Genomic DNA, 19,626 nt, shown 5'->3' on the forward strand with positions numbered 1-19,626 from the left:
CCATGTATCCGGGGGAATACGCACGCACACACGCGGACCGACCAGCGCTCGTGATGGCCGGTTCGGGACGCTCGCTCACGTTCGCCGAGTTCGACGCCAACGCCAACCGCGTGGCCCATCTCTATCGCGACGCCGGCCTCCAACGAGGCCAGCACGTGGCGATGCTGATGGAGAACAACCTGCGCTACTTCGAGACGATGTCGGCCGCCGAACGTTCGGGCCTCTACTACACGGCGATCAACTCCTACCTCACACCCGAGGAGGTCGCCTACATCGTCGACAACTGCGACGCCGAGGTGTTCATCACGACCGCGGCCAAGCTCGACGTGGCCAGGGCGGCGGTCGAGCAGCTGCAGGCAGAGGGTTCGACGAAGCTCGAGCGGCTGCTGTGCGTCGACCTCGAGGAGGCCTCGCCGGTGGGCGGCGCCGGCCAGACCGGCCTCGCCTTCGAACCGTACGACGCCGCGCTCGCCGCCTATCCGTCCACACCGATCGCCGACGAGCAACTCGGAGCGGCGATGCTGTACTCGTCGGGCACGACCGGCCGGCCGAAGGGGATCCTGCGGGACCTGCCCGACGCCCATCCCGGCGATGCCCTGCCTGTGATGGACTTCGTCGCCCGCTTCCTGTTCGGCATGCGCGAAGGGATGGTGTATCTGTCGCCGGCGCCGATCTACCACTCGGCGCCCCAGGCGTCGGTGGCGTCGGCGCTGCGCTTGGGCGCGACGTCCGTGATCATGGAGCGCTTCGACCCCGAGCAGTACCTGCGGCTCGTCGAGGAGCACCGCGTCACCCACAGCCAGGTGGTGCCGACGATGTTCAGCCGCATGCTCAAACTGCTCGACGAGGTGCGGGCCAAGTACGACCACTCGTCGCTCGAGGTGATCATCCACGCCGCCGCGCCCTGCCCGGTGCAGGTGAAGCAGGCGATGATCGACTGGTGGGGCCCGATCATCCAGGAGTACTACGGCGCCACCGAGGCCAACGGCTTCACGTTCTGCACGTCGCCCGAGTGGCTCGAGCACCCCGGCACCGTCGGCAAGCCCATCCTCGGCACGCTGCTCATCCTCGACGACGACGGCAACGAGGTCCCCCAGGGCGAGATCGGCACGGTCTGGTTCGACGGCGCCACCAACTTCACCTACTACCACGACGAGGCCAAGACGGCCGAGAGCCGTGACGAGACCGGCACCCGCTCGACCGTGGGGGACGTCGGCTACGTGGACGAGGACGGCTACCTGTTCCTCACCGACCGCAAGACGTACATGATCATCTCCGGCGGCGTGAACATCTACCCGCAGGAGTCCGAGAACCTGCTCGTGACGCATCCCAAGGTGTTCGACGCGGCGGTGATCGGCGTGCCCAACGAGGACCTCGGCGAGGAGGTCAAGGCCGTCGTGCAGCTGATGCCCGGCATCGAGCCGAGCGACGAGGTGGCGGCCGAGCTCACCGCCTTCTGCGCCGAGCATCTCGCCCGGTTCAAGGTGCCGCGGTCGATCGACTTCGAGGCCGAGCTACCCCGCCTGCCCACCGGCAAGCTGTACAAGCGCCTTCTACGCGACCGGTACTGGGCCGACGCCACCGGTCGCTCCCGAATCGTGCAGTGAGCTTCTGGGCGCGAATCGTGCCATTTCGGCTTCCGGGCGCGGATCGTGACGCTCACCGTCACGATCCGCGCCCGGAACCTCGGCCGGCCGGCGGGTGCGGCGCAGGTAGACTGAGAGTCGTGTTCGAGTTGACGACGTCCGTCATGATGCGGCCCCTGCCGGGGCCGGTTCTGCTCGCGCACTGACGAACCGCCGACCCTGGAGGATGCTCCGGGGTCGCAGGTGATGCCGGGGGTGCTCCGGGGTCCAACGACCCACAGGAGTCACCGCCATGTCCACCACCTTCCTCTCCGTCGCCATCCCCTACGTCAACGCCGACCCGCACCTCGGCTACGCCTACGAGCTGGTGCAGGCCGACATCGCCGCGCGCGCCCGCCGCCGCCTCGGCGACAGCGTGCGCTTCGTCGGCGGTACCGACGACTACTCCCTGAAGAACGTCCTCGCCGCCGAGGCCGCCGGCGTGCCGACCGCGGCCTTCGTCGACACCCACGCCGAGCGGTTCGCCGCCCTCGCCGGACCACTCGGACTGAGCTTCGACGACTTCGTCCGCACCAGTGCCGATCCCCGTCATCGCCCGGCGGTCGAGCGGTTGTGGCGGGCGTGCGCGGCCAACGGCGACCTCTACCGGAAGACGTACGCGGGGGACTACTGCGTGGGCTGCGAGCAGTTCTGGCGCCTCGAGGAGTTGCTCGTCGATGGCGACGGCGTCGCCTGCTGTCCGGAGCACCTGACACCGGTCGAACGGGTCGAGGAGGACAACTGGTTCTTCCGGCTCTCAGCGTTTCAGGGCTATCTCGAGGAGCTGCTCGAGTCGGGCCGGCTCGACATCCACCCCCACGTGTTCCGTGACGAGGTGCTCTCGTTCGTCCGTGGCGGCCTCGACGACATCAGCGTGTCGCGTTCCGTCCGCCGGGCCCGCGGCTGGGGCGTGCCGGTGCCCGACGATCCCGAGCAGGTCGTCTATGTGTGGTTCGACGCGCTCACGTACTACCTCTCGAGCCTCGGCTTCGGCGATCCCGAGAGCGTCGACTTCAGCCGCTGGTGGCGCAAGGCCGACCACCGCGTGCATGTCATCGGCAAGGGGATCTTGCGCTTTCACGCGGTGTACTGGCCGGCGTTCCTGGCCTCCGCCGGTCAGCCGGCGCCGACGCGGATCGAGGTGCACCCGTACCTCACCGTCGACGGGGCGAAGCTGTCGAAGTCGGCGGGCGGGGCGTCGCGATCGGCGGCCGGTCCGGTCGAGGTGGCCGACACGTACGGCACCGACGCCTTGCGGTGGTGGTTCGCCAGCGCCGTCTCACCGACGGTCGACACCGACTTCTCGATCGAGCGGCTCGTGGCGGCGGCCAACACCGATCTCGCCAACGGCGCCGGCAATGTCGTCAACCGCATCGCCACGCTGGCGGCGACGTGCCCCCAGGCTGTCGAGGCCGCGGCGACGGCGTGGCCGATCGCCGCGGCCGTCGGGCTCGAGGCCGATGTGCTCTCGGCGCTCGCCGACTTCGACCATCGTGGCGGCTGCCGTTTGATCGTGGACGCCGTCGCCGCGCTCAATCGCGATCTCGAGGCAACTACCCCCTGGCGCCTGGCCAAGGAGCCCGGCGCGGAGGCCGCCGCCGAGCTGGAACGCGCGCTCGCCCGGCAGATCGCGTCGGCCCGCCTGATCGCCGCCGCCCTGGGTCCGAATGTCCCCGCCCTGTCCGCCCGCCTCACCGACCGGTTGGCTGCGCCCGCCGATCCTGATGTCGCAAGGGAGCCGGCCTTCGCCCGACTCGCGTGAGCCCCTGGCGGGATGCGCCAGGCACATCCCGTCAGGTCCCGTCAGGTTCAGGCGAGGGGTACGTCGATGAGCGTCGGGCCGGGGGTGGCGTAGGAGCGCTCGAGGAGATCGGCGAGGTGGGCGGCGTCGACCGCTCGTTCGGCAGGGACGCCGAACCCGGTGGCGAGGGCGACGGCGTCGATCGCCGGGTTGTCGAGCGACAGCAGCGGCCCTGACCGGTCGCCGGCCCCGGTCGCCCCGACGCGGCGCATCTCGTAGTTGAGGATCGCGTACGCCCGGTTGCTGAGCATCACGACGGTCACATCGAGTCCCTCGCGGGCCATCGTCCACAGTGCCTGGATCGTGTACATCGCGCTGCCGTCGGCCTGCAGGGCGACGACGCGGCGATCGGGACAGGCGACGGCGGCGCCGACCGCCATCGGGAGGCCGTCGCCGATGGCGCCACCGGTGAGTCGCAGCCAGTCGTGAGGCGCGGCGTGCGCCGTGGCGTCGGCGAACACGGCGCTCGCCGACACCGACTCGTCGCAGATGATGGCGTTCTCGGGCAGCGTGGCGGCGACGGCGGCGGCCGTGGTCGCCACGCTCGAGGCGCCGGTCGGACGGGCCGGTCGCAGCTCCAACCGCGCCAGCGGCGCGGGTGCGTCGCCGGCCACCAGGTCGGCGAGCGCCGAGAGGGCGGCCACGCCGTCGTCCCCCGGACGGCTCAGGGCGACGATGTCGGCATCGGGCGGGGCCAGCTTGCTCGGACGGCCCGGATAGGCGAAGAAGGACACCGGCTCGACGGCCCCCGCCAGCACCAGCGTGTCGATGCCGTCGAGCTGGGCGGTCGCCTGCTCGGCGAAGTAGCCGAGCCGTTCGGGATCGACGCGACCGGCACCGCGAGCGATGCGCGCTGGAAACGTCTCGACGATCAGCTTGGCCCCCGTCGCCGCGGCGACGCGGCCGGCCGCCTCGGTGCCTGCCGCGGTCAGCGTGTCGCCGCCGATCAGCAGGGCCACGCCACCGGTCCGGTTCGAGCGCTCGCCCCGCAACGCAGCCGCCACGGCGTCGATGGTGGCGTCGGGCACCGGGAACGCCGGTGCGCCGGGCCGCGCTGCAGCCACGCGGCCGCCCTCGGTCCAGGCGGCGTCGGCGCGCAGGATCACGGTGGCGATCTCGGCGGGACGACCCGTCGCCGCGGTCACGGCCTCGGCCACTGCAGGACCGACGTCGTCGGCGCGGCGCGGCGTCCGTACCCATGTCGACACGGTCGAAGCGAAGGCGTCGATGTTCGACTCCAGTGGCGCGTCGAGGTGCTTGTGCGACGTGGCGTGGTCGCCGACGAGGTTGACGATGCCGGTGCGCGCCTTGCTCGCGTTGTGCAGGTTGGCGAGGCCGTTGGCCATGCCCGGACCGAGATGCAGGAGGGTGGCCGCCGGCCGGCCCGCCATGCGCCCGTAGCCGTCGGCGGCTCCCGTGACCACGCCTTCGAACAGGCCGAGCACGCCGCGCATCTCGGGCACGGCGTCGAGGGCGGCGACGGCGTGCATCTCCGACGTCCCCGGGTTGGCGAAGCACACGTCCACACCACTCGCCACCAACGTCCGCATCGCTGCCTCAGCACCGTTCATCCCAGCGGTTCTAGTCGACACGCTCGCTCCCGCTCGCTGCGGACGCCGGGTGCGCCCCGGCTCTGAGGTTCTAGGGCGGGATCGTGACGATTTTCGTCACGATCTCGCCCCAGATCGGCGGATGGCACGATCGGGCCCCAGATTCTGACCGGCGCGGGGTGGTGCCCCGGTCGGGCGGTCGGTGGGGCTCGGGGTAGTTTGCGGCGATGAGCGAGTCACCAGCCCGCACGAGCATCCTCGATCTGGTCGCCGCAGCGAAGGCGCGCATCGAGGAGCTCCCGGTCGACCAGCTGCAGGCCGAGATCGAGCAGGGTGGGGTCACCGTCGTCGACATCCGCGACGTGCGGGAGCGATGGGAGCGGGGCACGATCCCCGGGGCCGTGTCGGCACCACGGGGCATGCTCGAGTTCTGGTTCGACCCCGACAGCCCGTACTTCCGCAGCGACTATCGGTTCGGTGATCGGTACGTGCTCTACTGCGCCGGCGGCCAGCGTTCGGCGCTGGCGACGGCGACGTTGCAGGACCTCGGCTACACCAACGTGGCCCACCTCGACGTCGGCTACAACGGCTGGAAGGACGCCGGCGGCGCCACCGAAGCGGTTCCGGTTCCCGCCAAGTACGCCACTCCGGGCTGACCGGTCCGGGACGATTCGCCGCGCCTACTCCGGTGCGTCGAGGTAGGCCTCGGTGAGCCAGCCGCGGATCTCGTCGTCGAGGTCGTCGGCGTCACGCAGGTTGACCACCTGGTAGTAGCGGCCGCCGTGGGGGATCGCCCGGCGGGTGATCCGCTCGTGCTGCACCCGATGGCGCAACGAGAAGGACAACGCGACCCACTTCTGCATCGGGCGCAGCTGGGCGAACGTCTGGGCCCGCTTGAGGAAGATGCCCACCGAGACGGGTTCCACGTGCACCGGCCCGACGGTGTCGAGGTGGGCCATCACGGCGTCGAAGATGGGCCGTTCCCGCTCCGGGCCGGTGGCGAAGTAGTCGTCGATGGTCATCGCCGGCGCGCACTCGTGGCCCTGTCCGCGACGGGCGAACCGCCGCCGCCCGCACTCCGGGCAGTCCCATGCCATCAGGTGTCGCCGGGCGCGCAGACCTCGAGTTCCATGCCGTCAGGGTCGCGGAAGAACAGGGACCACTCGCCACCGAGTTGCTGGATGTCGCCGACCTCGCCGCCCGCAGCGACGATGCGCTCGCCCACGTCCTCCAGCGTGGCGCGGTTCGCCACGGCGAGCCCGTAGTGGTCGATCGGACCGCGCGCTCCGATCGACCGGCGATCGCCGACGATCGACTCGGCCGGCACCTCGGCGACGTTGAGCATCGCCCCGCCGCCGAGATCGATGATCGCCATTCGGGGATGGCCATCGCCACGGGGTATCTCGCGCACCACCGGCGCGTCGAACGCCTCGTGGTAGAAGCGGATGATCCGGTCGAGATCGGCAGTCCCGGTCGCGACGTGATTGAACCCGATCGTGGTCGCCATGCGCGAAGCGTAGGTTGACAGTCCATGCACCGCAGCCGAATAGGAGTCGTCCTCATCGACGCACCTGAGGAGTCGCACGCCGACACGTTGGGGTTCTGGGCCGGAGCGGCAGGGCGTGAGCCCGAGACGTCCGGCGACTCGCCGTACTCCTCGCTCGGAGCGCACGGCGGGTTGCGCGTCGAGATCCAGCGCATCGGTTCAGGCACGCCGGCCCGGGTCCATCTCGACATCGAGACCGACGACGTGGCCGCCGAGGTCGCCCGGCTCGAAGAGCTCGGGGCCATCGTCTACGAGCAGCGCGAGACGTACACGGTCATGACCGACCCCGCCGGCCTGCTGTTCTGCGTGGTCCCCGTGTGGACCGACCAGCTCTTCGAGGACAACGCCACCAGCTGGCCCGACTGACGTCGCCACGGTCGTCTCATCCGAGTACCGAAGGGCCCGATTCGGGGCCTTCGGTACTCGGGTCAGCTTCAGTACTCGGGTGAGGAGAGCGGGGCCGGGCGAAGGGCGGAGGATCAGCGCGTCATGCGGCGGAGCAGGCCGTCGCGGAGGATCAACTGGTGGCGCAGGACGTTGCCCACGTGCACGGCCACGACGACGAAGAAGGCGACGTGCGTGGCGATGTGGATGCCGACGGCGTCGTCGTCCACCAGCACGAGCCAGAGGCCCGACGCCGGGGCGGCGAACATCAGGAGGTAGAGCAGCTGCTCGACGCGATGGCTCAGCGTGCGTTCGAACTCCGACAGCCCGGGTGCCCAGGGCGGCAGCGGTGTGGTCAGTCGCCAGACCAGGCGGATCGTGGCGAGGACGAGGATGGTGCACCCGACGATCACGTGGGCGGTCACCAGCGGGTCGTCGAACACGTCGAGGTCGCCGCCGCGCCCGCGGCCCCGGCCACGACCGCTCTCGCCGCCGCGCCCGCGGCCGCGGCCTCGTCCCCGACCGCTGTCGTCGGCGTCCATCGTGTACCCGAGCACGAACTGCGTGACGAAACCGGCGACGACCATCCAGTGCAGGCCCTTGGTCACCAGGCCATAGCCCGCCGGTCCGTTGCGGAGACGGGACCCCCCGGCCGGCCCGGCAGGCTCCACGGGCTGGTCGGGCGGGTGCGGAGCCGGGGGCGGCCAGGGCGCTCGTGCGTCGCCGCGATCCGTCATCGCCGGGACGCTACGCCAGCTCGTGCCGACGGACCGATCCACGGTCGGACGTTGACTTAAAGTGAGCTTTAACTGGCATCCTGCAGGCATGCAGATGAACTTCGGCCACTGGATGGCCCTCGAGAGCGCGATGCAGGGTGACCAGCCGCGGCGCTCGATCAGCCGGGCGACGCTCAAGCGCATCATCGCCTTCGCCCGCCCGCATCGGCGGGGGCTCGCCTGGTTCCTCCTGCTCAGCGTGATCGGCGCCGTGCTCACCGTGGTGACGCCGCTGCTCGCCGGCCGGGTGGTCGACGAGATCACCTCTGGTGGCGGAGGCGCCGGCGTGGTGGTCGGACTCGCCGTGGCGATCGCCGTCGTGGCCGTCGCCGAGGCCGGCTTCGGTCTGCTCGAGCGCTGGCAGTCGGCCAAGATCGGCGAAGGTCTCATCCTCGACTTGCGCCGCGCCGTGTTCGCCCACGTGCAGCGGATGCCCGTCGCCTTCTTCATGCGCACCCGCACCGGCGCGCTCGTCAGCCGGCTCAACAACGACGTGATCGGCGCCCAGCGGGCGTTCACGTGGACGCTTTCCGGCGTCGTGTCGAACGTGATCGCTCTCGTCCTCACGCTGGCCGTGATGCTGCGGCTGTCGTGGTCGATCACGCTGCTGGCCCTCGTGCTGCTCCCGCTGTTCGTGGTGCCGGCGCGCCGGATGGGTTCGCGCCTCGCCCAGTTGGAGCGGGAGTCGGCCAACCACGATGCGGCGATGACGACGCAGATGACCGAGCGCTTCTCCGCTCCCGGCGCCACGCTCGTGAAGCTGTTCGGCCGGCCGGCGCGTGAGGAGGAGGAGTTCGGTCGTAGGGCCGAACGGGTGGCGGTGATCGGCGTGCGGGCGGCGATGGGCAACTACGTGTTCATGACAGCCCTCGCCCTGGTGTCGGCGCTCGCCCTGGCCCTCGTGTACGGGCTCGGCGGCTACCTCGCCGTGCGCGAGTCGCTCGATCCGGGCACGGTCGTCACGCTCGCCCTGCTGCTCGGTCAGCTCTACGCCCCGCTCACCGCCCTGGCCAGTGCACGGGTCGACGCGATGACGGCACTCGTCAGCTTCGAGCGGGTCTTCGAAGTGCTCGATCTCGAGCCACTGATCGCCGAGGCGCCGACGGCGCGCACGGTTCCCGAGGGGCCGATCGCCGTCGAGCTCGACCACGTCCGCTTCGCCTACCCGAGCGCCGACAAGGTGTCGCTGGCGTCGCTCGAGGAGGTCGCCGTCCTCGACACCCGCGGCGGCGAGGAGGTGCTGCACGACATCTCGTTGCGGGTCGAGCCCGGGCAGATGGTCGCTCTCGTGGGCACGTCGGGATCGGGTAAGTCGACGATTGCCTCGCTCATCCCCCGCCTCTACGACGTCGATCACGGCACGGTGAAGGTGGGCGGCATCGACGTGCGCGAGCTCTCGTTCGAGTCGCTCCGCGGCGCGGTCGGTGTGGTCACCCAGGACGGTCACCTGTTCCACGACACCGTGCGCGAGAACCTGCGCTTCGCCAAGTCCGAGGCCGCCGACGACGAGCTGTGGGACGCCCTCCGGCGGGCGCGGCTCGAGCCACTCGTGCGGTCGTTGCCGAGCGGGCTCGACACGGTGGTCGGCGAGCGGGGCTACCGCTTCTCGGGTGGTGAGCGCCAGCGCATGACGATCGCCCGGCTGCTGCTCGCCCATCCTCGCATCGTGATCCTCGATGAGGCGACGTCGGCCCTGGACTCGACGTCGGAGGCGGACGTGCAGGCCGCACTGACAACCGCCCTCGAGGGGCGCACGGCACTGGTGATCGCGCACCGGCTCTCCACGATCGTCGCCGCCGACCAGATCCTCGTGCTCGAGAACGGGCGGATCGTCGAGCGCGGCACGCACCGCGAGCTGCTCGCCGCCGGCGGTCGATACGCCGAGCTCTACCGCACGCAGTTCTCCGACGGCGGCGTCACCGACGGCCCCCGGGCCTCCAATGCCTGCGATGCACTCGACAGCCGGTCCTGCGACGACCGCCTCGTGGCCTCTGCCGCCGACTGACCCACCCGAGTCTCGGGCGACCTCACGACCTCCTCCGCCGGCGCCCGTTGACCCATCCGAGTGTTGAACCGTTCCCGAGTGTGGGGCGTCCGCCTGCCGGGCGCTCGGCACTCGGATGGGTTGGCTCAGCGGCCGTGGAACTCGGGCTCGCGCTTCTCTACGAAGGCGGCGATCGCTTCCGGCGTGTCGGTCGTGCCGAAGTTGACGGTCTGCGACAGGCCCTCGTCGTCGATCGCCTGCTCGAGCGTGACGTTGAACGCGTTGTTGAGCATCCGCTTCGACATCGCCAACGCGATCGGTGGACCGCCGGCGAGGCGGGTGGCCCAGTCATCGACGCAGGCGTCGAGCTCGTCGTCGGGCAGCACCCGGTTGACGAGCCCGAGCTCGGCCGCCCGGCGGGCGTCGATGATGTCGGCGAGCAGGGCCAGTTCCTTCGCCCGGTGCAGGCCGATCAGCCGCGGCAGCAGCCACGACCCACCGAAGTCGAGCGACAGCCCTCGCTTGGCGAAGATCTCCGAGAAGCGGGCGTCCTCGGAGGCTGCGATCAGGTCACAGGACAGGGCCAGGTTCATGCCGGCGCCGACCGCGACCCCACGCACCTTGGCGATCGTCGGCTGGGGCAGGCGGTGCAACGCCAAGCACACGTCGCCGATGTGCCGCATGACCGACAGCTGGTGGGGCCGCTCGTCGCGCTCTTCCGCCGACAGGTCGGCTCCCGAGCAGAAGTTGCCGCCGGCGCCGGTGAGCACCACAGCCCGGACCGACGCGTCGTTCGGAATGCTGCGGAACTCGTCGAGCAGCTCGCTCCACATCGCGTCGTTCGCGGCGTTCTTCTTCTGCGGGCGGCGCAGCGTGATCGTGACGATCGCGTCGTTGCGCTCGACGGTGATGGACTGGAGCTCGCGGCGTTCTGAGACCATTCGCCGGACGCTACGTCGCGTCCTGCCGGCGGCCCGTACCGAACGCGCCGGCGGCAGGCAGCCGGCGACCGTCAGTTCATGCGGCCGGTCTCCCACGCCCAGCCGGCGATCTCGACGCGGTTGCGGGCACCGAGCTTGTGCTGGATGTTGGCGATGTGGCTCTTCACGGTGCTGAGCGAGATGTACAGCTCGTCGCCGATCTCGGCGTTGGTGTGGCCACGCGCCAGCGACCGCACGATGTCCTCCTCCCGCTCGGTGAGCGGCGTGGCGGGATCGGCCGGCCGGGGCGAGTCGCCGGCGAAGTGGCGCAGGAAGCGCACGGTGATCGACGGCGAGACGAGGGCGTCACCGGACGCTGCCGCGCGCACGGCCTCCACGAGGAGGGCGGGACCGGCGTCCTTGAGCAGGAAGCCACTGGCACCATTGCGGATGGCCGCTCGCACGTACTCGTCGAGGTCGAACGTCGTCACCACGACGACGGGAATCGGGTCGGTGACGTTGGGCCCGGCGAGCAGCCGCGTGGCCTCGAGACCGTCCAGCACCGGCATGCGGATGTCGAGCAGGCACACGTCGGGCCGGAGTTTCAGCGCCAGGTCGACCGCCTCCTGGCCGTTGCCGGCCTCGCCGATGACCTCGATGTCGTGGGCCTCGAGGATCATGCGGATGCCCGACCGCACCATCTCCTGGTCGTCGGCAATGACGACGTTCACGACCGCACCGCCCGCCGACACCCGAGCGGCCGCCCATCCGAGTGTTGAACGTCCGACTGGGGGGCGCCCGGCACTCCGGTGCGCTCCAACACTCGGGTGGGTCCGGCGGGGCTCATGAGCCGACCGGGAGCTCGGCGGCCACGCGCCAGCCGCCGGTGGGGAGGGGTCCGGCGTGGAAGCGGCCACCCAAGGACGCCGCCCGTTCGGCCATGCCGGTGAGTCCGAATCCGCCGCTCGCGCGACCGGCGGGGGCGCCGTCGTTGCGCACCTGGAGCAGCACCAGCCCGTTGCGGCAACGCACGTCGACGTCGATCGTGGTGGCGCCGCTGGCGTGCCGCCGGGCGTTGGTGACGGCCTCGCGGGCGATGCGGTGCACCGACGCCAGCACCTCGGCGGGCAGCCGCGTGGCGCCGCTGTCGATCTCCACCCGCACCGGCACCTCACCCCGACCCGGCGGCGCAGCGATCGCTCGCAGGTCCTCGATCGTGGCGATCGGCCGCAGCTCGATCTCGGTGGAGTCGTCGCGCAACGACCCGACCATGCGGCGCATCGCGCCGAGCGCCTCGCCGCCGGCCCGTTCGATGTTCTCCAGCGCCTTGCCGGCGACCGCCGGCTTGCCCTCGGCGACGAGCCGCGCCGCTTGAGCCTGGACGACGATGCCGGTGACGTGGTGGGCGACCATGTCGTGCAGCTCGCGGGCGATGGCGATGCGTTCTTCCTGGCGGACCACCTTGGCGTTCTCGTACTGGCGCAGGTCGAGCCAGCGCAGGTAGAGCCCAGCGAGGACGACGGTGCCCCACGCCGCGCTCGACAGGACCATCAGCAGGCCGGTGTAGGGGCCGTCCTGGCGCCAGACGACGATGGCGATGAAGGAGCCGCCGAGGGCGGCGGCGGCGGCGAGCCCACCGAACGGCCGTGAGGTGCGCACGCACCAAGCCGCCAGGAAGCTGATGCCGGCGAACTCGGCGATGCCGGGCCACGCGCCCCGCCCCATCACCGGCGAGTAGTCCAGCGGCTGCAGCTCGTAGACGCCCCGGGAGACGGCGACGCTCCCGATCGCCGCCACGAGGCACGCCGCGAGGCGGAACCGGGCGGTGGTGGTGACGGCGACGGCCGTGGCGCCGAGCACGACGAGGTCGGCGGCGAGTGCCGGTCGGAGCCGGCCGAACACCCGGTTGCCGAGACCGATGTCGACCACGATCAGCGCCAGCATCGCCGCGATGAGGGCCACGACGGCGCGCCGATCGACCACCCAGTGGGAGTCGGCCGGTGCGTTCATCGAGTCTGAATCTACGGCCGCCGCCTTGGGCCGCCGACGCGACCGGCCGAAAGTACGAGGGCGAATCGACCCGCCGGCCGATGTGCCCTGACGACGGGAGCGGAGATCATCGGGGCGACCATGAACTCGTGGACGATCACCAGCGCACGGCGCCCCGACGACTCGGTGGGACGGGCCGACCAGGCGCCGCCGGTCGCGCTCGCCTGGTTCGCGGCGATCGTCGCCGGCCTGGCGTCGGGCGCCGTCCTCGGGTGGTGGTGCCGGGCCAGCGCCGAGAGCCGCTCGGTCTCCGGAGTCCTCGCCGATCTCGGCGCGCCGTGGATCGCCACGGCGTTCGCAGCGGGTGCCCTCGCCCGCCTGATGTCGGCCGGCCGGCGCCCCAGTGACGGAGTCAGCAACGCTGTCGGCTCCGCCGTCGCTGGGGCGCTGGCCGGCGCGATCTGCCTCGTCGTCGCCACCGGTGTCTACTACGGACCGGCGCGCACCGGCCGACTCGACGTGTCCGGCGCCGGCTCGTCGACCGTGGTGTGGAGCGTCGTCGGTGCCGGCATCGGCGTGTTGTTCGGCGCCGTCGGCGCACTGTGGTGGTCGGCGCCGACCCGGCGTCAGGCCGCAGCCTGCCTCGTCGCCGTCGGCACCGCGATCACCGCCGAGGCCTACTACCTGCTCGACAGCGGTGTCGCCTCCGATCTGCTGGTGCGCAACGTCCTCGTCGGTGTGGCCGTCGCGGGTGCCGCCGTCCCGATGCTCCTCGGATTGCGGTGGCACGCGGTCGCCGGCATCGGTCTCGTCGCGCTCTTCGCCCTGCCGGCCTCGCTCGCCGCCGAGGTGGTGTCGATCGGCGCCCTCGACTCGATCGACCACCTGCGCTGGTACCTGTCCCGCTGACCGCGCTCCGAGATAAAGCGCTCCGAGATAGTGCCAGGCACTATCTCGGAGCGCTGGAGGCGAACCAATGGGATGGGCCTTGGCCGTCCCGTCAGCCCTTCAGGGTGAGGATCGCCGGGACGCGCCCTGCGGCGACGGCGTCGAGCACCACTCGCTCGGCCGGCACCAGACGTTCGGGGAGGTCGGTCAGGGGGAACCAACCGAAGCCGCCGTTCTTGTCCGGTTCGCGGATCTCCGGCTCGCCCGACCAGAACCGAGCCAACCAGAAGAAGTCCACGCGCTGCTCGATCTCACCGCCGTCGGCAAGCCAGCGGTGCATCGTCGTGACCGGCTCGAGGTCGTCGACGGCGACCACGACGCCGCACTCTTCCTCGAGCTCGCGCGTCGCGGCTTCGCGGGCCGACTCCCCGTGGTCGACGTGCCCGGCAGGCAAGGCCCACCACCCGTCCATGTAGTCGGTGCCGCGCCGGACGTGGAGCAGGACGGTGTCGTCGCGCAGCACGAGCACGTACGAGGCAGGGATCAGGCTCAGTCGGTCCATGGGCGGCTCAGTCGTGGAGCAGGAGGTGCGGGCCGGGTCCCTCGGCGCCGAGCGAGTCGTCACGGTTGAACATCGGGCAGGCCTCCATCGACAGGCAGCCGCAGCCGATGCAGCCGGTGATCCGGTCCTTCATCCGCTCGATGAGGGCGATCTGGGCGTCGAGGCGGGGCTTCCAGGAGCTGGCGACGACCTCCCAGTCGCGGCGGTCGGGCGTGCGATTGTCGGGCAGTGACGACATCACCGCGCCGATCTCGCTCAGCGACAGACCGACCTGCTGAGCGATGCGGATGAACGACACCCGTCGCAACACGTCACGGTGATAGCGGCGCTGGTTGCCTGCGTTGCGCTCGGAATGGATCAGGCCCTGGTCCTCGTAGAACCGCAGGGCCGAGGTGGCCACGCCGGTGCGTTCGCTGACCTGGCCGATCGTCAGGGCGTACTTGGGGTTGAGCATCGGAATCTCCGGGATGTGCTGTTCGGCACAGCGCTTGACTTCAAGTTCGCTTGAGATCGTACCGTGAAGGTGTGACTGATCTGAATGCTCCCTATCGACTCGCCGTGATCGTCGGAAGCACCCGCGAAGGACGCTTCGGCCACAACATCGCGGCCTGGTTCGCCGGGCAGGCCTCCCAGCGAGACGACGTCGACGTGGACGTGGTCGACCTCGACGACCACGACATCCACAGCCGGTTCGGCCCGGCCGGTCGGGCTGCCCTCGCCGGCTTCAACGAGCGACTCGATGCCGCCGACGCCTTCGTGGTCGTCACGCCCGAGTACAACCACAGCTACCCGGCGGCGTTGAAGCAGGCAATCGACTTCGCCAAGACCGAGTGGCAGGCCAAGCCGGTCGGCTTCGTGTCGTACGGCGGCGTGTCGGGTGGGTTGCGTGCTGTCGAGCACCTGCGCGGGGTGTTCGCCGAGTTGCACGCGATGACGTTGCGCGACACCGTCAGCCTGCACAACTACCCGCAGCTGTTCGATGCCGACGGCACCCTCGTCGATCCGGAGCCGGTGAACGTCGCGGCCAAGAAGCTGCTCGACTCGCTCGCCTGGTGGGCCCTCGCCCTCCGCAAGGCCCGGTACGAGCACCCCTACACCGCCTGACGACGGCGGGTACGGTGCCGGCGACCGCGCGGTCGCCGGTCGACGGCGCCCGTGCGACACTGTCGGCAGTGAGCCCCCTTCCCGAGCCCGACCGACGCGACGCTGACAGCAACGACGACGGCCGCGTCGAGCGCAGCATCGCCCTGGCCGATCGGCTGCTGCGCGCCGCGCAGCAGGGAGCGACGTCGGCCGAACGCCGTCAGCAGGAACGACTCGGTGCCCTCGTCACCGATCCCGACGGTCGAGATCTCGTCCAACGCCTCACCGACGAGGTGCTCCGTCTCGACCGGCCCCGCGCCGCGGCAGGACGGTTCGGCTCCCTCGTGGCGTCCGGCGTGCCTCGGTCGGTCGGCGCCGCCGATCGTCTGCTGATGCGGGCCGGCGCCGTCGCCGGCCGCCTGGCGCCCTTCGCCGTCGTGCCGCTGATGAAGCGCCGCATCGTCGCCGAGACCCGCGGGCTGGTGATCCCCGCCGAGAACGGACCGCTGACGAAGCACCTCAGCCGGCGCTCCGCCGACGGCACCCGCCAGAACCTCAACCTGCTCGGCGAGGCCATCCTGTCCGACGCCGAAGCGGCCACGCGGATCGACCGTGTCGTGGCCCTGCTGCGCCGGCCCGACGTCGACTACGTGTCGGTGAAGATCTCGTCGCTGTGCGCGTTGCTCGACGTGTACGCCTTCGACCACACGCTCGACCGCATCGCCGTCGCCCTGCGCAAGGTGTACGACGCCGCCCTCGAGTCGACGCCACCGGCGTTCGTCAATCTCGACATGGAGGAGTACGCCGACCTCGACCTGACGCTGGCGGCGTTCATGCGGGTCCTCGACGAGCCGCGCTACCACCGCCTGCCTGCCGGCATCGTGCTGCAGGCGTACCTGCCCGACTCACACGATGCGATGGAACGGCTCGGTGCGTGGGCCATCGCCCGGGTCGAGTCGGGCGGTGCGCCGATCAAGGTGCGCATCGTCAAGGGCGCCAACCTGGCGATGGAGCACGTCGACGCCGAACAGCACGGCTGGGTGGCGGCCACGTACCCGACCAAGGCCGACACCGACGCCAGCTACAAGCGCCTCCTCGACTCGTGCCTGCGGCCCGACTGGGCGCGGGCGGTGCGCGTGGGAGTGGCCAGCCACAACCTGTTCGATCTCGCTTGGGCGCTGACGTTGCGTGCGGAGTTGCCGCCCGAACGGCAGGCGATGATCGAGTTCGAGATGCTCGAAGGCATCGTGCCGGCCCAGGCCCGGGCAGTGCACGAGGTGGCCGGCAACCTGCTGCTGTACTGCCCGATCGTGCGCGAGGACGAGGTGGAGGCGAGCCTCGCCTACCTCGCCCGGCGCCTCGACGAGAACACCTCGCCGGAGAACTTCCTGCGGGCGATGTTCGACATGACGCCGGGCTCGGCCGAGTTCACCGAGCAGGCCCGCCGGTTCCGCAGCGCGGTCGACGCCCGCGCCGCCGTCTCGACCACGCCCCGCCGCCCCGGCGTCGCCGTCGATGCGTCGGACGTCGCCCGTGACGGCGGGTTCGTCAACCAGCCCGACACCGACTGGACGGCTGCTGCCAACCGCGCCGCGATGACCGCCGCGCTCGCTGCCGTCGCCACCGGTGCGGCCGGTGCCCACGACGTTCCTATCCTCGACACGGTCGAGGCGATCGAAGCCGTCATCGCCACGGCAGCCGGGGCCGTGAGCGCGTGGTCGCAACGCGGCGCCGCCGCTCGCGCCGAGGTGTTGCGGCGGGTCGCCGATCGCATGGAAACGTCGCGCTTCGAGACGCTCGCCGTGATGGCCGACGAGGCCGCCAAGATCGTGCGCGAGGGCGACCCGGAGGTGTCCGAGGCCGTCGACTTCGCCCGGTACTACGCCACCGCCCAGTGCGCCGACGGTGCCGAGCCGTACGGTGTGGTGGTCGTCGCGTCGCCGTGGAACTTCCCCTACGCCATCCCCGCCGGTGGTGTCCTCGCGGCGCTGATGGCCGGCAACGCTGTCGTCCTCAAGCCGGCGCCCGAGACGCGGCGCACCGCCTGGCTGCTCGTCAACCAGATGTGGGACGCCGGTGTCCCGCGCGACGTGTTGCAGTACGTCGCCTGCCCCGACGACGAGGTGGGTCGCCGGCTGATCACGCACGACGACGTGGCCACCGTCGTGCTCACCGGCGCCCACGCCACCGCCCAGCTGTTCCTCGGGTGGAAACCGTCGCTGCGGCTCCTCGCCGAGACCAGTGGAAAGAACGCCATCGTCGTCACCGAGTCGGCCGACATGGACGCGGCGATCCGCGACGTGGTGCGCTCGGCCTTCGGCCACGCCGGCCAGAAGTGCTCGGCGGCGAGCCTGCTCATCCTCACCGGCCCCGTCTACGACGACGAGTCGTTCCTCCGCCGCCTCGCCGACGCCGTGCGTAGCGTCCGGGTCGGCGAGGCCGACGACCCGGCCACGATGATGGGCCCGCTCATCTCGTCGCCGGGCGGCCCGCTGCTGCGCGCGCTGACGGTCCTCGACGCGGGGGAGCGATGGCTCGTCGAGCCGAGGGAGCGTCCCGGCTCACGCCGCGGTGACACCGGCGACGCCGCCACCAGCCGCCGCTGGACCCCCGGTGTGCGCATCGGCGTCGCCGAGGGCTCGTGGTTCCATCAGACCGAGTGCTTCGGTCCCGTGCTCGGCGTCATCCGGGCCCGCGACCTCGGCCACGCGATACGCATCCAGAACGGCACGCCGTACGGCCTCACCGGCGGCATCCATTCGCTCGACGATCGCGAGGTGCGCCGATGGCTCGACGCCGTCGAGGTCGGCAACGCCTACGTCAACCGCCACACCACCGGGGCGATCGTGCAGCGCCAGCCCTTCGGCGGCTGGAAGCGATCGTCGGTGGGCGGCGGCGCGAAGGCCGGCGGTCCCAGCTACGTCGGCGCGTTCGTCAAGGTGCCCGCCGTGCCGATCGACGTCGGCGCGGCCACCGCCTCGTACGAGTCGGCGTGGATCGAACGGTTCGCCACCGAGCACGACCCGACAGGGCTGCGCAGCGAGTCCAACCGCCTGCGGCATGTGCCCGTCGCGCATGTCGCCGTGCGCACCGGTCCCGGCACGCCCGAAGGTGCCCTCGACGCCGCACGCGCCGCGGCCGGTGTTGCCGGTGTGGCCGTCACCGTGTTCCACGCCGACGACGTGTCCGACACCGATCTCGCCACTCGCCTCGGGGATCTCGGCGTCGACCGACTGCGCGTGCTCACCGACATCGGCGACGGACTCGCCGCGGCGGCCCACAACCTCGACATCGCCGTCGACCGCGCCGCCGTCTCGCCCGACGGCGTCACCGAGCTCCCGCACTGGCTGAAGGAGCAGGCCATCAGCGAGACCACCCACCGCTACGGCCTGATCCGCGAGTAGCCCGATTCACGCCGCTTCGGTCGACGTCCCGGCTGTCCGGAGGGCAAATGCCTGACGCTTCCGTGGGGTAGGTACCCTCCGGACCCCCGTCGGGGGCATCCGGGCCGCTGGTGACGAATCGCACCGGAACACCCCACGATGTCGGGCTCGCTGAGACCCATCGGACACGACGCAGCGGCGTCGTTGAGACGTCAGTCGAGTGGGAGCTCCCAGCGCCAGACGTCGCCGTCCACGCCTCCGTCGGGATCGGCGGTGGTGGCGGTGTGGATGAATCCGCAGCGGACGAGCACCGCCGTGGAGGCGTTCGGGGTGGCGAGCGTGTGGGCGATCACTCGAGACGCACCCCGCGCCCGGGCCCGGTCGATCATCGTGCGGGCCGCGTCGGTGGCCAGGCCGCGGCCTTGGCGGGCGGGGGCGATGGCGTAGCCGATCTCCACCTCGCCAGCGTGGGGTGGGCCCTTGAACCCCCCGAAGCCGACGAGCGCGCCGTCGTCGTCGAAGAAGAGTTGCGATCCCCACGGGTCGGCGTCGCGCTGCCGGGCGGCGTGGAGTGCGTGGGGAAGTGCTTCGGGGAACCCGGCCCATCCCTCGACGACCTCGATGCCGAACCGTTCCGTGAATGTCGAATCCCCCTCGACCAGGGCCTCGATCCAGTCGAGCCGCAGCGGTTCGACACGCATCACGAGCAGGTAGTGCGGGGTGGTCGGTGGAGCATCATCCGCCCAGCATGACCAACACGGGAGTCGTTCGCCAGCGAGAACCAGCGGCGCGCCGCGTCCCCTCGGGCACGCGGCGAAGCCCGAGCCGTGGTGACGGCTCGGGCTTCTCGTCGACGGTCGGTCGTGGGCGGCGATCGCTCCTACGGCGCGGTGGGGCTCGCCCCGATCTGCTGCATGATCGTCATCCCGTCGGGGGAGACCCGGAACTCGACGATCTTGCCGTCGACGACCCGGATCATGCCGATGCCGGCCGCGGACACCGTGTTGCCGGTCGGGGCGACACCCATCAGCGGGCCGTCGTGGGTGCCTTCGTACCGGCAACGGGGGGGCGACCTTGTCACCTTCCGCCACCAACTCGTCGAGGGGGTGTTGGGGAGAGGTGTCGTTGAGGTCGG

At 71.1% G+C, this 19,626-nt stretch carries 19 protein-coding genes; 8 read left to right on the plus strand and 11 right to left on the minus strand.

Translation table 11 applies throughout. The features are described from left to right. Positions 1–2: 2 nt before the first annotated feature. Positions 3–1,607, plus strand: coding sequence for an AMP-binding protein (locus DN771_RS03165; protein ID WP_116995882.1), 1,605 nt, complete (start codon positions 3–5; stop codon positions 1,605–1,607). A 271-nt stretch (positions 1,608–1,878) separates the two neighbouring features. Then, entirely contained in the window at positions 1,879–3,387 is a 1,509-nt protein-coding gene (locus DN771_RS03170; RefSeq protein ID WP_116995883.1) for a methionine--tRNA ligase, read from the plus strand. Positions 3,388–3,434: 47 nt separating this feature from the next. Here DN771_RS03170 and DN771_RS03175 read toward each other — a convergent pair whose 3' ends face one another. Further along, a complete protein-coding gene (locus DN771_RS03175; protein ID WP_116995884.1) occupies positions 3,435–4,997 on the minus strand; it encodes an acetolactate synthase large subunit in 1,563 nt (520 codons plus the stop codon). Positions 4,998–5,203: 206 nt separating this feature from the next. Here DN771_RS03175 and DN771_RS03180 point away from each other — a divergent pair, with 206 nt between their 5' ends. Continuing rightward, positions 5,204–5,632, plus strand: coding sequence for a rhodanese-like domain-containing protein (locus tag DN771_RS03180; RefSeq protein ID WP_116995885.1), 429 nt, complete (start codon positions 5,204–5,206; stop codon positions 5,630–5,632). 24 nt (positions 5,633–5,656) lie between these two features. Here the strand turns inward: DN771_RS03180 and DN771_RS03185 are convergent, their stop codons facing one another. Together DN771_RS03185 and DN771_RS03190 are read right to left on the minus strand one after the other, a co-directional pair. Continuing rightward, a complete protein-coding gene (locus DN771_RS03185; protein ID WP_162941471.1) occupies positions 5,657–6,073 on the minus strand; it encodes a DUF5655 domain-containing protein in 417 nt (138 codons plus the stop codon). Continuing rightward, on the minus strand, positions 6,073–6,483 hold the full coding sequence (locus DN771_RS03190) for a VOC family protein (protein ID WP_116995887.1): 411 nt from the start codon (positions 6,481–6,483) through the stop codon (positions 6,073–6,075). Before DN771_RS03190 ends, DN771_RS03185 begins: the two co-directional genes overlap by 1 nt. 24 nt (positions 6,484–6,507) lie before the next feature. Between DN771_RS03190 and DN771_RS03195 the strand changes: the two genes are divergently transcribed. Further along, on the plus strand, positions 6,508–6,888 hold the full coding sequence (locus tag DN771_RS03195; protein WP_116995888.1) for a VOC family protein: 381 nt from the start codon (positions 6,508–6,510) through the stop codon (positions 6,886–6,888). Positions 6,889–7,001: 113 nt separating this feature from the next. Here DN771_RS03195 and DN771_RS03200 read toward each other — a convergent pair whose 3' ends face one another. Further along, positions 7,002–7,643: a cytochrome b gene (locus DN771_RS03200; RefSeq protein WP_162941472.1), complete on the minus strand. Its 642-nt coding sequence runs from the start codon at positions 7,641–7,643 to the stop codon at positions 7,002–7,004. 94 nt (positions 7,644–7,737) lie between these two features. On the opposite strand from DN771_RS03200, the gene DN771_RS03205 reads away from it, so the two are divergent. Then, positions 7,738–9,687 (plus strand): ABC transporter ATP-binding protein, encoded by a 1,950-nt coding sequence (locus DN771_RS03205; RefSeq protein ID WP_116996144.1) that lies wholly within the window; start codon positions 7,738–7,740, stop codon positions 9,685–9,687. Positions 9,688–9,812: 125 nt separating this feature from the next. Here the strand turns inward: DN771_RS03205 and DN771_RS03210 are convergent, their stop codons facing one another. From DN771_RS03210 to DN771_RS03220, 3 genes are all read right to left on the minus strand, one after another. After that, complete coding sequence (locus DN771_RS03210; protein ID WP_116995889.1) at positions 9,813–10,607, minus strand: enoyl-CoA hydratase/isomerase family protein; 795 nt, start codon at positions 10,605–10,607, stop codon at positions 9,813–9,815. A 71-nt stretch (positions 10,608–10,678) separates the two neighbouring features. Then, positions 10,679–11,317, minus strand: coding sequence for a response regulator (locus DN771_RS03215; RefSeq protein WP_227462263.1), 639 nt, complete (start codon positions 11,315–11,317; stop codon positions 10,679–10,681). 112 nt (positions 11,318–11,429) lie between these two features. After that, on the minus strand, positions 11,430–12,596 hold the full coding sequence (locus DN771_RS03220; protein WP_116995890.1) for a sensor histidine kinase: 1,167 nt from the start codon (positions 12,594–12,596) through the stop codon (positions 11,430–11,432). A 120-nt stretch (positions 12,597–12,716) separates the two neighbouring features. Here DN771_RS03220 and DN771_RS03225 point away from each other — a divergent pair, with 120 nt between their 5' ends. Further along, complete coding sequence (locus tag DN771_RS03225) at positions 12,717–13,484, plus strand: hypothetical protein (protein ID WP_116995891.1); 768 nt, start codon at positions 12,717–12,719, stop codon at positions 13,482–13,484. Between the two features lie 91 nt (positions 13,485–13,575). Here DN771_RS03225 and DN771_RS03230 read toward each other — a convergent pair whose 3' ends face one another. Continuing rightward, positions 13,576–14,025 carry an NUDIX hydrolase gene (locus DN771_RS03230; RefSeq protein ID WP_116995892.1) on the minus strand — a complete coding sequence of 150 codons (450 nt, stop codon included), beginning with the start codon at positions 14,023–14,025 and terminating at the stop codon, positions 13,576–13,578. Between the two features lie 7 nt (positions 14,026–14,032). Further along, positions 14,033–14,479: a redox-sensitive transcriptional activator SoxR gene (soxR, locus tag DN771_RS03235; protein ID WP_116995893.1), complete on the minus strand. Its 447-nt coding sequence runs from the start codon at positions 14,477–14,479 to the stop codon at positions 14,033–14,035. Positions 14,480–14,550: 71 nt separating this feature from the next. On the opposite strand from soxR, the gene DN771_RS03240 reads away from it, so the two are divergent. Both DN771_RS03240 and DN771_RS03245 read left to right on the plus strand, forming a co-directional pair. Next, positions 14,551–15,129, plus strand: a complete 579-nt coding sequence (locus DN771_RS03240; RefSeq protein ID WP_227462264.1) for an NADPH-dependent FMN reductase — start codon at positions 14,551–14,553, stop codon at positions 15,127–15,129. Between the two features lie 68 nt (positions 15,130–15,197). Beyond that, entirely contained in the window at positions 15,198–18,512 is a 3,315-nt protein-coding gene (locus DN771_RS03245; protein ID WP_162941473.1) for a bifunctional proline dehydrogenase/L-glutamate gamma-semialdehyde dehydrogenase, read from the plus strand. Positions 18,513–18,703: 191 nt separating this feature from the next. Here DN771_RS03245 and DN771_RS03250 read toward each other — a convergent pair whose 3' ends face one another. Together DN771_RS03250 and DN771_RS03255 are read right to left on the minus strand one after the other, a co-directional pair. Continuing rightward, positions 18,704–19,192: a GNAT family N-acetyltransferase gene (locus tag DN771_RS03250; protein ID WP_116995895.1), complete on the minus strand. Its 489-nt coding sequence runs from the start codon at positions 19,190–19,192 to the stop codon at positions 18,704–18,706. Positions 19,193–19,371: 179 nt separating this feature from the next. Then, on the minus strand, positions 19,372–19,572 hold the full coding sequence (locus DN771_RS03255) for an ester cyclase (RefSeq protein WP_162941474.1): 201 nt from the start codon (positions 19,570–19,572) through the stop codon (positions 19,372–19,374). Positions 19,573–19,626: the final 54 nt, after the last annotated feature.

It is taken from the genome of Desertimonas flava, assembly GCF_003426815.1.
Taxonomy (GTDB): Bacteria; Actinomycetota; Acidimicrobiia; order Acidimicrobiales; family Ilumatobacteraceae; genus Desertimonas; species Desertimonas flava.